The following is a 12,111-nucleotide window of genomic DNA, read 5'->3' on the forward strand; positions in this document are numbered from 1 at the left end:
TCAGTGTCCTTCCAGTACTTCGCGCAGGCGCGCGGCGAAAGCTTCCGGTTCGGTGGCGAACCCGCCGTGGTCGCCGGGGAACTCGACGGCGGTGAGCTCGAGACCGGCGGCGAACCCGAGGGCGGCTTCGCGGGCCGTCGTCCCGGCGGACTTCTCGCCGACGGCGACGACCAGCCGCGCGGGTGTCGCCCGGAGCGCGTCGAGGTCGGGTTGGTAGCCGCCGGTGGCGGCCATCAGGTGGCGGAAGAAGTAGGTGAAGTTGCCTTCGCCCCGGGGGTCAAGCGGGGGCGCGGGGTCGACACCCACGAGCGCCATGAACGCGGCGAAGGCCGCGTCGAGGCCTTGGTCGCGGAAGAGGGCCGGGATGTCGGGGCCGTCGAGGGCGGCGGCGGGCAGGTAACGGCTGACGGGCGGTTCGTGCAGCACGAGCGTGCGGACGTCGCCAGGGTGCCGCCGGACGTGGTCGAGCATCGTGATGGCGCCGCCGCTGCTGGCGAAGACGTCGGCGGGGCCGACTTCCGTGAGCAGGCGGTGCACGTCGTCGGCGTGCTCGCGGATGACGTCGTCCCCCGGTTCGCCGTCGAGGGGGCTGCGGCCGAGGCCGCGCGGGTCGTAGGTGACCACGGTGTGGTCTTCGGCCAGCAGCGGCCGGATGTGGGTGAACACCGCGGCGTCGGCCGGGCCGCCGGGGACCAGCAGCAGCACGGGTCCGTGGCCGGTGACGTCGTAGGTGATCGTGGCGCCGGGGACGGCGAGGGTGGGCATGGGCTCCTCCGGTGGTCGGGGTTCACCCGACCGACGAACGGGCCCGTCCGGGACCGACAGCACCTCGGACATTCTTCGGGCGAGGTAGTCGCGCTCGGCGTCGGTGGGCGCGAGGTCGCGGGCTTTCGCGTACCACTCGGCGGCTTCGGCATGGCGGCCAAGACGGCGCAGGAAGTCCGCGCGGGTGGCCGGGAGCAGGTGGTAGCCGGTCATCGTCAGGCCCTCGAGCTGCACGAGCCCGGCCTCGGGACCGTCGGCCATGCCGACCGCAACCGCCCGGTTCAGCTCGACGACCTCGCTGGGGACGTGTTTGCGCAGCTCACCGTAGAGGCCGGCGATCTGGGCCCAGTCGGTGTTCGCGGGCGTCACGGCGGTGGCGTGACAGGCCGCGATGGCGGCCTGGATCTGGTACGGCCCGGGCCGGCGTCGGCGCAGCGCGGTCTCCAGGACCTGGGTGCCTTCGGTGATCTCACCCGCGTCCCAGCGGCTGCGGTCCTGCTCTTCCAGCGGGACCAGTTCGCCGTGCACGCCGGTGCGGGTGGCGCGGCGGGCGTGCTGGAACAGCAGCAACGCGAGCAGCCCGAGGACTTCGGGTTCGTCCGGCATCAGCCGGGCCAGGACGCGGGCGAGGCGGAGGGCTTCGGCGGCGAGGTCGGGGCGCAGCAGGTCGGGCCCGGCGCTGGCGGAGTAGCCCTCGTTGAAGGTCAGGTACAGCACGCCCAGCACGGCGGTGGTGCGTTCGGGCAGCAGGTGCGCGGGCGGGACGCGGTAGGGGATGCCGGCGTTGCGAATCTTGCGCTTCACCCGCACCAGCCGTTGCGACATGGTCGCTTCCGGCACGAGGAACGCGCGGGCGATCTCGGCGGTGCTCAGCCCGGCGAGGGTGCGCAAGGCGAGCGCGACCTGCGCTTCGGTGGCCAGGGCCGGGTGGCAGCAGGTGAAGATGAGCCGCAGCCGGTCGTCGGTGACGCCGCTGTGGTCGGTGTCGGGGTCGTCGGGGACGTTCACGAGGCCGGCCTCCCGGAGCTTGGCGGCGCCGAGGGCGTCGCGGCGGAGCCGGTCGGTGGCGCGGTTGCGGGCGGCGGTGGTGAGCCAGGCGCCGGGCCGGCGTGGCACGCCGTCGCGGGGCCAGGTGCGCAGGGCCAGCGCGAAGGCCTCCTGGGCGCACTCCTCGGCGAGGTCCCAGTCGCCGGTGATCCGGATGAGCGTGGCCACGACCTGGCCCCACTCCTCACGGAACGCCTCGGCGACCGCGCTCTCGACGTCCACCACCCGTACCTCCCCACGTTTCCGGTCACCCCGCCGACGAACGGCGGGCGCCGGGACCGACACCTAGCCGGTCGCCGCCGCGTGACAGGCGCCGAAACCTTCGGCCCGCACGACGATCCGGCCGTTTTCGACGCGGACGGCCGCCTCGGTGGCGTCGCTGACCGCCGTGACGCCGGCGGCCGCGGCGAGCTCGCCGGTGGTGTCGCAGACGATCCGCAGCCGGGGCCGGGCCGGCGGGGTGATCGCCTGGTCGAGGCAGCCGCGCAGGTCGGCGACGGCGAGCCGGGCCAGCGGGGCGAGCTCGCCGGGGTCGCTGGTGACGAGCACCGCGGTGACGTCGGCGCCGGTGCGGACGGCTTCTTCGAACGCGGCCGCGCGGTGCAGGCCGAGCACGGTCACGACGCCGTCGCCGGGCCGGATCGTCTCGCCGGTCAGCAGGTCGGTGCCCGCGGGCGGACGCCACGGCTCGTCGACGGGCTTGGCCTGGCTGGTGATCGGCGGGGTCGCGGGCCAGTCGTCGCTCAGGCCGAGGTCGAGCAGGGCGGCGCAGGCGGTGACGACGTGGAACGGCTCGCCGAAGCCGGGCGCGGCGGCGGCGAGCTGGCTCGCGCCGTGCAGGGTGGTGAGGGCGGCTTCGGCGACGCGGACCAGGCGCCGTCCGGGGCGACGGCGTTCGAGGGCGAGCCCGAGCAGGATCGCCTCGACGCGCATGAGCTGCGCGAACGGCCGCCGGGTGTGCTCGTCGGCGAGGATCTCGGGCAGCAGGTCGCGGCCGAGGCGGGCCTCGTCGCTGTCGGTGTCGGTGGCCAGGGGGAGCCGGGCGACCCAGGCGCGGGCGAACGCGGCCAGCACGTCGGACGCGCTCGCGTCGGGCGGCGGGGTCGCGGGCCGGGGCGCGCGTTCGGCGAGGTCGGCCAGCACGGCGAAGTAGAGGGCTCGTTTGCCGGGGAAGTTGGAGTAGACGGCGCCGCGGGTCAGCTCGGCGCGTTCGGCGATGACGTCGATCTTCGCCTCGCGGAAGCCGCGGCGGGCGAACTCGTCGCGGGCGGCGGTGAGCACCTTCGCGCGGTTGCGCTCCTGGGTCTCTGCCCTGCTGAGCCTGACCATCGTCCTCCTTGCCGTGGTGTCGCGAGTCAAGATACCGTGACCACTGAGATGATAAGAACATCTGATTTGAACATCTGGAGTGGTGGATGATCCCCGAAATCGACCTGACCGACCTCAAGGTCCTCACCGACCCGTTCACCGCCTACGACCACGCCCGCGAAGCCGGCGCGCTGGCCAAGCTCGTGATCCCCGGCTTCGGCCCGTTCTGGGCGCTGACCCGCTACACCGAGGCGCGCGCGATGCTCGTCGACCCGCGGTTCGAGGTCCGCGCGGAGAGCTTCATGCGCCCGCCGGGCATCCCCGAGCACTGCCTGGAGTACATGCGGACGATGGCCGAGCAGGACGGGCCCGAGCACCTGCGGCTGCGGCGCCTGGTCGCGCCGGCGTTCACACCGAAACGCGCGGCGCAGCTCCGGCCCCGGCTCGCCGCGCTCACCGAACGGCTGCTCGACGAGCTGCCCGCCCACGCCGACGACGGTGTGGTCGACCTGATCCCGCACTTCGCCCGGCCGCTGCCGATGGACGTCATCTGCGAGCTGGTGGGCATTCCGGAGGCCGACCGGCCGCGTTGGCGGCAGTACGGCGCCGCGGTCGCCAGTGGGATGGGCCCGGACTTCACCGCCGCGATCCCGGAGATCATCGCGGGCGCGAAGGAGGCGGTGGCGCGCAGCCGGGCCGAGCCGGGTGACGACCTCATCGGCGACCTCGTGCGCGCCGAGGACGACGACCGGCTCACCGACACCGAGCTGGTCACCCTGGTCTGGCACCTGGTGCTGGCCGGGCAGACACCGGTGAACCTCCTCGCCAACGCCGTCGAAGCCCTGCTGCGGCACCCGGACCAGCTCGCGGCCCTGCGCGCGGATCCGACGTTGTGGCCGGGCGCGGTCGAGGAGCTGATGCGTTTCTGCAGCCCGCAGCTGCTGACCACCCCGCGGTTCGCGCGGGAAGACGTCGAGATCGGCGGCGAGGTGATCCGCGAGGGCGAGCGCGTGACGGCGGCGATGGTGGCGGCCGACCGCGACCCGCGGGTGTTCGCCGACGCGGACCGCCTGGACGTCACCCGTGGCGGGCCGGCGCAGCTGGGGTTCTCGCACGGCCCGCACTTCTGCCTGGGCGCGTCGATCGCCCGGGTCGAGGCGGAGGTGGCGCTCTCGGCGCTGTTCGCGCGCTTCCCGGATCTGGCGCTGGCCGGTGACGTGCCGCGCGCGCCCGACGGCGGGACGTGGCGGCCCGCGGAACTACCGCTGACGCTCTGAGATCAGCGCTTCGATGCCGTCGAGGACCCGGGCGAGGCCGAACCGGAAGGTGTAGGCCGGGTCTTCGGCGGCGTTGTGGGCCTCACCCGCGGCCTGCCCGACGCGGGAGGCGAGGGGGTAGTTGGCCGCGTCGGCGGCCGGGATGCCGGCCAGCACCGGCGCGGCGCGTTCCCACCACTGGGCGTCGGTCAGGCCGCTGGTGCGGACCAGGCGGGCGGCGTCGAGCGAGCTGCGCGCGGTCGTCCGGACCAGGCCGGTGACCAGGCCGACGGCGGCGTCCATCTCGACGTCGTCCAGGCCGATGCCTTCGACGGCGCGCAGTTCGTGCTCGTACTTGGCGAAGCTGTTCGGGCCCAGCGCCGAGCGGCTGGTGGTGGCCTGCAGCAGCCAGGGATGCCGGTGGAACAGCGCCCACTGCCCGTCGGCGACCGCGGTCAGTGCCGCGCGCCAGCCGAGGCCGGGTTCGGGGGCGGGCAGCTCGCCGTGGGCGTGGTCGACCATCAGGTCCAGCAGCTCCGTGCGGCCGGGCACGTAGGTGTAGAGCGACATGGGGGAGACGCCGAGGTGCTCGGCGACGCCGCGGATGGTGACGGCGTCGAGCGTGTCGGCGTCGGCAAGGGTGATCGCCGCGCGGACGACGTCGGCCGTGGTCAGCTTCGGTTTCGGGCCGCGTCGCGGGGGTGCCGACACGCCCCAGAGCAGCTCGATCGCGCGTCGCGGGTCACCGCCGCCGGTCTCCTCCGTGGTCACGCCGCCCATTCTGCCCACCCGATTCTCGTACAACGTACAGAGTTGTGCTAACCTCTTCTTTGTACACAGTACAGAGTAAAGGGGGACGATGACCCTGCAGATCCAGGCCGAGGGACTTCGCAAGCGCTACGGCGCCGCGTACGCCCTTGACGGGTTCGCTCTTTCCGTCCCGGCGGGCACGCTCCACGGCCTGCTGGGACCCAACGGCGCGGGCAAGACGACCGCCGTCCGTGTGCTCTCCACCCTGCTGCGCCACGACGAGGGCCTCGCCCGGGTCGCGGGCTTCGACGTCGCCACCGAACCGGCGAAGGTCCGCGCGTCGATCGGGCTGGTCGGGCAGCAGGCCGCGGTGGACGAGCTGCTGTCCGGACGCCAGAACCTGGTGCTGTTCGGCCGGCTGCACCACCTGGGCCGGCGCGAGGCCGCCCGCCGCGCCGACGACCTGCTGGACCGCTTCGGCCTCGCCGACACCGGCGCGAAGCCGGTCTCGGCGTACTCCGGCGGCATGCGGCGGCGGCTCGACCTGGCCGCGTCCCTGCTCGCCGCGCCGCGGGTGCTGTTCCTCGACGAGCCCACCACCGGCCTCGACCCCCGCAGCCGCGCCGAGGTCTGGCGGGCGGTGCGGTCACTGGTCGCCGACGGCACGACCGTGCTGCTCACCACCCAGTACCTCGAGGAGGCCGACCGGCTGGCCGACCGGATCTCGCTGGTCGAACACGGGCGCGTCATCGCCGAAGGGACCCCGGCCGAGCTGAAGGACTCACTCGGCGCGACCCGGATCGAGCTGACCCTGCCCGACCCGGACGTCGTCGCCCCGGCGGCGGCGCTGCTGGCCCGCGTCACCGGGACCGAGCCCGTCACCGAAGAACTGCGGGTCAGCGCCCCGGCCGAGCCGTCGATGCTGACCGACGTCGTGCGCGAGCTGGGCGCGACCGAACTGGTGGTCGCCGACGTCGCGCTGCGGCATCCGACGCTCGACGAGGTGTTCCTGGAGCTGACGGGGAAGGTGGCGCGATGAGGTGGGCCCTCGAAGACGGCTGGACGCTGACCGGGCGCTACCTCGCGCACCTGGCGCGGCGCCCGGCCCGGCTGGCCACGGTGGTGGCGTTCCCGATCCTGATGGTGCTGATCTTCGCCTACCTGCTCGGCGGCGGCATGACCGTGCCCGGCGGCGGCTCCTACCGCGAGTTCCTGATGCCGGGGATGTTCGCCATGACCATGGCGTTCGGGCTGTCGGGGACGATGATCTCGGTGCTCGACGACGCCACCAAGGGTGTCACCGACCGGTTCCGGTCGTTGCCGATGGCGCCGTCGGCGGTGCTCACCGGCCGGGTGGCCGCGGACCTGGTGAACGCGGTGCTCGCGCTGGCGGTGCTGCTCGGCTGCGGGTTCGCCGTCGGGTGGCGCCCGCACGGCAGCCTCGGGGAGACGCTGGCCGCGGTGGTGCTGCTGCTCCTGCTGCGCACGGCGCTGGTGTGGGCGGGGATCTACCTGGGGCTGCTGACGACGGATCCGTCGATGGTGACGCTCGCGCAGACGCTGGAGTTCCCGTTCGGGTTCCTCTCCAGCGCGTTCGTGGCGACCGCGACGATGCCGGCGTGGCTGGGAACCGTGGCGGAGTGGAACCCGTTGTCCTCCACGGTGACGGCGGCGCGGGTGCTGTTCGGCAACCCGGGGGCGGCGGGGACGTCCTGGGTGAGCGAGCACGCCGTGCTGATGGCCGTGGTGTGGCCGCTGGTGCTGCTCGCGGTGTTCGTGCCGTTGTCCGTGCGCCGATACGGGAGGCTGGGGAACTGACCACCGATTTCCTGCCGGGTGAACCGCCACGAGCGGGCCGCCTGGTGCTCGACGACCGGGAACTGTCCATAACGGACGGTCTGACGGAGTTGCTCGCGTGGACGGATCCCGATCCGTCCACGCTGTTCTGGGCCACCGCGGCGAAGGCCGCGCTGCGGCTGGTCGCGGCGGGACGGCTGCTGCCGGGGGTGACCGAGGCCGGGCACGACGCCTGGCGCGTCGGGCCGCTCGAACCGGCGGAAGCCGCGTGGCTGCGGGATCTCGCGGCGGCGATGCCCGCGGGCGAGCGGGCGCCGGGGCCGCTGCTGCGGGCGTTCCTCGACGCCGTCGCCGACACGCTGCCGCGCATGCCCGCCGCGGCGAAGGCGGCCGGGACGCGGTTGTTCGCCGCGGTCGCGCCGCAGCGGGCCGAGACGGTGCGGGACTGGGCCGACGAGCTGGCCGCCGGGCTCGACTCGGGCATCCGGGTGTCCCTGCGGCTCGAGGCGCCCGGCGGGTTCGACACCGGCCGCTTCGACGCCGTGGTGCAGGTGCACAGCCTCGCCGACCCCGGCCGGGTCGCCGATGCCGTCGAGCTGTGGGAGACGGGCCGGTTCGGCCCGCGCGCCCGCATCGACGTCGTGCTGGCCCTGCGGCGGGGTGCGCAGGTGTGGCCGGCGCTGGGGCCGTTGCTGACCTCGGCCGTGCCGGACCGGCTGGCGCTCGGCGCGGACGAGGTGACCGAGCTGCTCGCGGCCGCGGCGCCGCGGCTGGCGGCGGCCGGGATCGACGTGCACTGGCCGGCCGAGCTGGCCGGGGCGCTCACCGCGCGGGCGGTCGTGCGGGCCGGGGACGCACCCGGTGACCTGCCGGCGTTCTTCGGCGGCGGCCGGGCGATGGCGTTCGACTGGCAGCTGGCCCTGGGTGGCGAGGTGCTGACCGAGGCGGAGCTGGACGCCCTGGCCGAGGCCCGCCGTCCGGTGGTGCGGCTGCGCGACCGCTGGGTGCTGGTCGACCCGGCGCTGGCGGCGAAGGCGCGGGAGCGGACGTTGAAGCCGCTCACGCCGGTCGACGCGCTCGGCGCGGTGCTGTCGGGCACCACCGACGTCGACGGCGAGCCGGTCGAAGTGGTCACCGACGGCTGGCTGGCGCGGCTGCGGGAACGGCTGTCCGAGCCCCCGGAGCCGCAGGCGCCGCCGGCCGGGCTGGCCGCGTCGCTGCGGGACTACCAGCTGCGCGGGCTGCAGTGGCTGGCGACGGTGACCGGGCTCGGGCTGGGTGGTTGTCTCGCCGACGACATGGGGCTGGGCAAGACGGTCACGCTGATCGCGTTGCACCTGCACCGCGCGGCCGGGCCGACGTTGGTGGTGTGCCCGGCGTCGCTGCTGGGCAACTGGGAACACGAGATCCGCCGGTTCGCCCCGGGGGTGCCGGTGCGGCGCTTCCACGGCGGCGCGCGCTCGCTGGACGAGCTCGACGGGTTCGTGCTGACGACCTACGGCACCCTGCGCGCCGATCCCGCGCCGCTGGCCGGGATCCGGTGGGGGCTGCTGGTGGCCGACGAGGCCCAGCACGTGAAGAACCACCGGTCGGGCACGGCGAAGGCGTTGCGGCTGGTGCCCGCCGACGCGCGGGTGGCGTTGACCGGCACGCCGGTGGAGAACACGCTCTCGGAGCTGTGGGCGATCCTCGACTGGACGGCGCCGGGTCTGCTCGGGTCGCTGGCGGAGTTCCGGGCGCGCTGGGCGAAGCCGATCGAGGCGGGCAGTCCCGGGGCGGCGGAGCGGCTGGCGCGGTTGCTGCGGCCGTTCCTGTTGCGGCGTCGCAAGTCCGACCCGGGGATCGCGCCGGAGCTGCCGGCGAAGACCGAGACGGACCGGCCGGTGACGCTCAGCCCCGAGCAGGCGGCGCTGTACGAGGCGGTCGTGCGGGAGATGATGGCCGAGATCGCCGGGAGTGACGGAATGGCGCGGCGCGGCCGGATCGTGAAGCTGCTGACGGCGTTGAAGCAGATCTGCAACCACCCGGCGCAGTACCTCAAGGCTCTGTCTCTTCAAGAGGGCGGCGGCCGGTCGGGGAAGCTGGAGCTGCTCGACGAGCTGCTGGACACGATCCTCGCCGAGGGCGGCGCGGTGCTGGTGTTCACCCAGTACGTCGCCATGGCCCGGCTGCTGGAAAAACACCTGGCGGCACGCGGGATCGGCACGCAGCTGCTGCACGGCGGCACCCCCGTGCCCCGTCGCGAAGAGCTCGTCAAGCGGTTTCAGGACGGTGAGGTGCCGGTGTTCCTGTTGTCGCTCAAGGCCGCGGGCACCGGGCTGAACCTGACGCGCGCCGACCACGTTGTGCACTTCGACCGCTGGTGGAACCCGGCGGTGGAGGACCAGGCGACCGACCGGGCGTACCGGATCGGGCAGACCCGGCCGGTGCAGGTGCACCGGCTCGTCACCGAAGGCACGGTCGAAGACCGGATCGCGGCGATGCTGCGGGAGAAGCGCGCGCTGGCCGACGCCGTGCTGGCCGGCGGCGAGGCGGCGTTGACGGAGCTGACCGACACCGAGCTCGCGGAGCTCGTCGAGCTGAGGAGCCGCGGATGAGCGACGAGCGGGTGCGCGGGTTTCCCGCGTTCGGCGCGACGGGGACACGCGGGCGGTTCGCGACGTCGTGGTGGGGGCGGGCGTGGGTGAGCGCGATGGAGGACACCGCGCTGGACCTGCGTCAGCTCAAGGCGGGCCGCCGGTACGCCGCGGCCGGGCTGGTCGGGCCGATCACGGTGAGCCCGGGCCGGATCGCGGCGGTGGTCGACGACGCCGACGGCGGCCCGTACCGGACCGAGCTGCGGCTGGCGGAGCTGTCCGAAGCGGACTGGACGCGGTTCCTGGACCGGGTCGCCTCGCGCGCGGGGCACCTGGCGGCGTTGCTGGACCGGGACATGCCGCACGACCTGGTGACCGCGGCCGACGACGCCGGGGTCCACCTGCTGCCGGGGATCGGCGACCTCGACCCGGAGTGCGACTGCCCGGGCTGGGAGCTGCCGTGTAAGCACGCGGCGGCGTTGTCGTTCCAGGCGTCGTGGCTGCTGGACGCGGACCCGTTCGTGCTGTTGCTGATGCGCGGGCTGGGTGAGCGGGAGATCCGGGCGGAGCTGGAGAGCCGGACCGCGCCGCGGGACGACTTCCCGGCCGTCCCGGTGGACCGGACGCCGGGTGAGCTGCCGGACCTGGCGCTGTTCGAGCCGTCGGGGGCGCCGTCGATCCCGACGGCGCCCGGGGTGCCGGCCGAGGCGTTCGCCCTGCTGGCGGCGAACGCGTCGGGGCAGGCGCGGGCGCTGCTGGCGGGGGAGCCGTGGCCGGGACGCCGGCACGACGCGGTCCGGCTGGCCGCGCAGTTCCCGGCGGTGGCGGAGCGGCTGGGTGAGGGAAGCGGCTTCCGGCGGGCGGTCGCGGCCTGGAGCTACGGCGGGCGGGACGGTCTTGAGGTCCTCGAATCGTCGTGGTCCCCGCCCAAGGCGGCGCTGGCGGCCGCGCGGGTCGCGCTCGCCGACGTCACCGACGAGGAGCCGCTGTTCGAGCGCAACCACTGCACGGCCGGCGCGGTCCAGTTGCGGCTCGACCACCGAGGCCGCTGGCACCCGTACCGGCTCGAGGACGGCACGTGGTGGCCCGCGGGTCCGCCGGAGACCGACCCGGGGTTGCTGCCGGGCTGAAACCCGCCGGGATTCCCGGTATCCAGCGTGGTCCCCGCTGTCTCCTGTGCGTTGACGGCGGGGTTCCGCCGGGCCCACTGGGGGTGGGGGGGGGGGGGGGGGTTGTTGCCCCCCCCCCCCCCCCCCCTCTTCCCCCCCCCCCCCCCCCCCCCCCCCCCCCCCGCCCGGCTCGATGGTGTCCACGTCGGCGCCCCGCTGTCCCGGGGTTTGCCGGTGCCCGGCGCCCACCACCGCTGAGCGGCACGCGGCTTCGACCGGGCTCAGCCCACGGGCGTGACGGTGTAGTCCTTCACCCGCATCGAGTCGTGCATCCGGGCGCCGCTGCTGTTGAGCTTCGCCAGCGTCCGGCTCACCCCCGCCGGCAGGGCCGAGATCAGCTGCCCGCCGCGGGCCAGGGCCCACGCGCCAGTGCGCGTCGCCGGGATCAAGGTGCGTGCGGCGCCTTCGGCGAACGCGCGGCTCTTGCGCACCAGGTCGCCCATTTCCCTTTCATACGCGGCGAAGGCGCGCTCGTGGTCGCCGCCCGCTGCGGCCAGTTCGCCGGCCAGGACGTACGCGCCGAGCACCGCGAGGCTGGTGCTGCCGCCGACGGCCGGGCCGGGGCAGTACCCGGCGTCGCCGACGAGGGTGACGCGTCCGCGGGACCAGGAGTCGATCCGCAGCTGGGTGATCGAGTCGAAGTAGAACGGGCCCGGGCCGTCCAGCTCGGCCAGCCAGGCGTCGACGTGCGGGTGCATTCCGGCGTAGGCCTGGCGCAGCAGCTCCTTCTGCCGCGGGACGTCGCGGTGGCCGTAGTCGAGCTGCTCGTCGCGGCGGAACAGGAAGACCGCGCGGGCGTCGGTGATGTGGCGGGCGCTGTAGAACCCCGCGGTGCGGCCGGCGCCGAGGTGGATGACGGTTTCGCCGTCGTCGAGGCCGAGGGTGTCGGGCAGGGACAGCACGGCCAGGTAGGCCCCGATGAACTTGGTCAGCCCGGCTTCTTCGCCGAAGACCAGCCGGCGCACGTTCGAGTGCAGCCCGTCGGCGCCGACGACGACGTCGAAGGTGCGCGGCGCGGCGTGCTCGAAGGTGACGTCGCCGTCGGGGGAGAGGGCGGTGATCGAGTCGCCGAAGAGGTACTCGACGTCTTCGCGGCCGGCGTCGTAGTAGATCTCGCTGAGGTCGTCGCGCATGATCTCGACGTGCCGGTCGGAGGCGGCCCGGAAGATCTTCGCCAGGTCGATCCGCACCGGCCGCCGCACGCCTTCGCGGTGCATGGTCAGCCGGGTGGAGCCGGTGGCCACCGCCTCGACGCGCGGCAGCACCCCCATCCGTTCGGTGATGTCCATGGCGGGCCGGAACAGGTCGACGGCGTGGCCGCCGGTCTTGCGCAGGGTGGGGGCGCGTTCGACCACCGTGACCGCGAAGCCGTGCCTGGACAGCCAGTACGCCAGCACCGGACCCGCGATGCTGGCGCCCGAGATCAGAATCCGCATGAGTGCC

At 74.3% G+C, this 12,111-nt stretch carries 9 protein-coding genes and 1 pseudogene; 5 read left to right on the forward strand and 5 right to left on the reverse strand.

The features are described from left to right. From ACZ63J_RS06380 to ACZ63J_RS06390, 3 genes and pseudogenes are all read right to left on the reverse strand, one after another. On the reverse strand, positions 1–765 hold the full coding sequence (locus ACZ63J_RS06380; RefSeq protein WP_465398770.1) for an alpha/beta fold hydrolase: 765 nt from the start codon (positions 763–765) through the stop codon (positions 1–3). A gap of 12 nt (positions 766–777) precedes the next feature. Next, positions 778–2,034 (reverse strand): annotated as a pseudogene (locus ACZ63J_RS06385) (RNA polymerase sigma factor); the annotation flags it as partial. Between the two features lie 63 nt (positions 2,035–2,097). Continuing rightward, the gene (locus ACZ63J_RS06390) at positions 2,098–3,141 is read right to left on the reverse strand and encodes a TetR/AcrR family transcriptional regulator (RefSeq protein ID WP_465398346.1); all 1,044 of its coding nucleotides are present in this window, start codon (positions 3,139–3,141) and stop codon (positions 2,098–2,100) included. 86 nt (positions 3,142–3,227) lie between these two features. On the opposite strand from ACZ63J_RS06390, the gene ACZ63J_RS06395 reads away from it, so the two are divergent. After that, positions 3,228–4,397: a cytochrome P450 family protein gene (locus ACZ63J_RS06395; RefSeq protein ID WP_465398347.1), complete on the forward strand. Its 1,170-nt coding sequence runs from the start codon at positions 3,228–3,230 to the stop codon at positions 4,395–4,397. Here the strand turns inward: ACZ63J_RS06395 and ACZ63J_RS06400 are convergent. Next, complete coding sequence (locus tag ACZ63J_RS06400; RefSeq protein ID WP_465398348.1) at positions 4,380–5,156, reverse strand: TetR/AcrR family transcriptional regulator; 777 nt, start codon at positions 5,154–5,156, stop codon at positions 4,380–4,382. The genes ACZ63J_RS06395 and ACZ63J_RS06400 overlap by 18 nt on opposite strands. 79 nt (positions 5,157–5,235) lie before the next feature. On the opposite strand from ACZ63J_RS06400, the gene ACZ63J_RS06405 reads away from it, so the two are divergent. Genes ACZ63J_RS06405 through ACZ63J_RS06420 form a run of 4 tightly spaced genes read left to right on the forward strand, consistent with a single transcriptional unit; the run spans position 5,236 to position 10,629 of the window. Next, positions 5,236–6,165: an ATP-binding cassette domain-containing protein gene (locus tag ACZ63J_RS06405; RefSeq protein WP_465398349.1), complete on the forward strand. Its 930-nt coding sequence runs from the start codon at positions 5,236–5,238 to the stop codon at positions 6,163–6,165. Then, on the forward strand, positions 6,162–6,944 hold the full coding sequence (locus tag ACZ63J_RS06410; RefSeq protein WP_465398350.1) for an ABC transporter permease: 783 nt from the start codon (positions 6,162–6,164) through the stop codon (positions 6,942–6,944). Before ACZ63J_RS06405 ends, ACZ63J_RS06410 begins: the two co-directional genes overlap by 4 nt. 44 nt (positions 6,945–6,988) lie before the next feature. Further along, positions 6,989–9,520 carry a DEAD/DEAH box helicase gene (locus ACZ63J_RS06415; protein ID WP_465398351.1) on the forward strand — a complete coding sequence of 844 codons (2,532 nt, stop codon included), beginning with the start codon at positions 6,989–6,991 and terminating at the stop codon, positions 9,518–9,520. Then, a complete protein-coding gene (locus tag ACZ63J_RS06420) occupies positions 9,517–10,629 on the forward strand; it encodes an SWIM zinc finger family protein (RefSeq protein WP_465398352.1) in 1,113 nt (370 codons plus the stop codon). Before ACZ63J_RS06415 ends, ACZ63J_RS06420 begins: the two co-directional genes overlap by 4 nt. A 260-nt stretch (positions 10,630–10,889) precedes the next feature. On the opposite strand, the gene ACZ63J_RS06425 is transcribed toward ACZ63J_RS06420, so the two are convergent. Further along, complete coding sequence (locus ACZ63J_RS06425; RefSeq protein WP_465398353.1) at positions 10,890–12,104, reverse strand: FAD-dependent monooxygenase; 1,215 nt, start codon at positions 12,102–12,104, stop codon at positions 10,890–10,892. Positions 12,105–12,111 lie beyond the last annotated feature (7 nt).

The organism is Amycolatopsis sp. NPDC104863 (assembly GCF_055582965.1).

Excerpts from the sequence above, each read along its gene's own strand:
- ACZ63J_RS06380 (WP_465398770.1), bottom strand. The coding sequence starts at position 765 with ATGCCCACCCTCGCCGTCCCCGGCGCCACGATCACCTACGACGTCACC.
- ACZ63J_RS06390 (WP_465398346.1), bottom strand. The coding sequence starts at position 3,141 with ATGGTCAGGCTCAGCAGGGCAGAGACCCAGGAGCGCAACCGCGCGAAG.
- ACZ63J_RS06395 (WP_465398347.1), top strand. The coding sequence starts at position 3,228 with ATGATCCCCGAAATCGACCTGACCGACCTCAAGGTCCTCACCGACCCG.
- ACZ63J_RS06400 (WP_465398348.1), bottom strand. The coding sequence starts at position 5,156 with ATGGGCGGCGTGACCACGGAGGAGACCGGCGGCGGTGACCCGCGACGC.
- ACZ63J_RS06405 (WP_465398349.1), top strand. The coding sequence starts at position 5,236 with ATGACCCTGCAGATCCAGGCCGAGGGACTTCGCAAGCGCTACGGCGCC.
- ACZ63J_RS06410 (WP_465398350.1), top strand. The coding sequence starts at position 6,162 with ATGAGGTGGGCCCTCGAAGACGGCTGGACGCTGACCGGGCGCTACCTC.
- ACZ63J_RS06420 (WP_465398352.1), top strand. The coding sequence starts at position 9,517 with ATGAGCGACGAGCGGGTGCGCGGGTTTCCCGCGTTCGGCGCGACGGGG.
- ACZ63J_RS06425 (WP_465398353.1), bottom strand. The coding sequence starts at position 12,104 with ATGCGGATTCTGATCTCGGGCGCCAGCATCGCGGGTCCGGTGCTGGCG.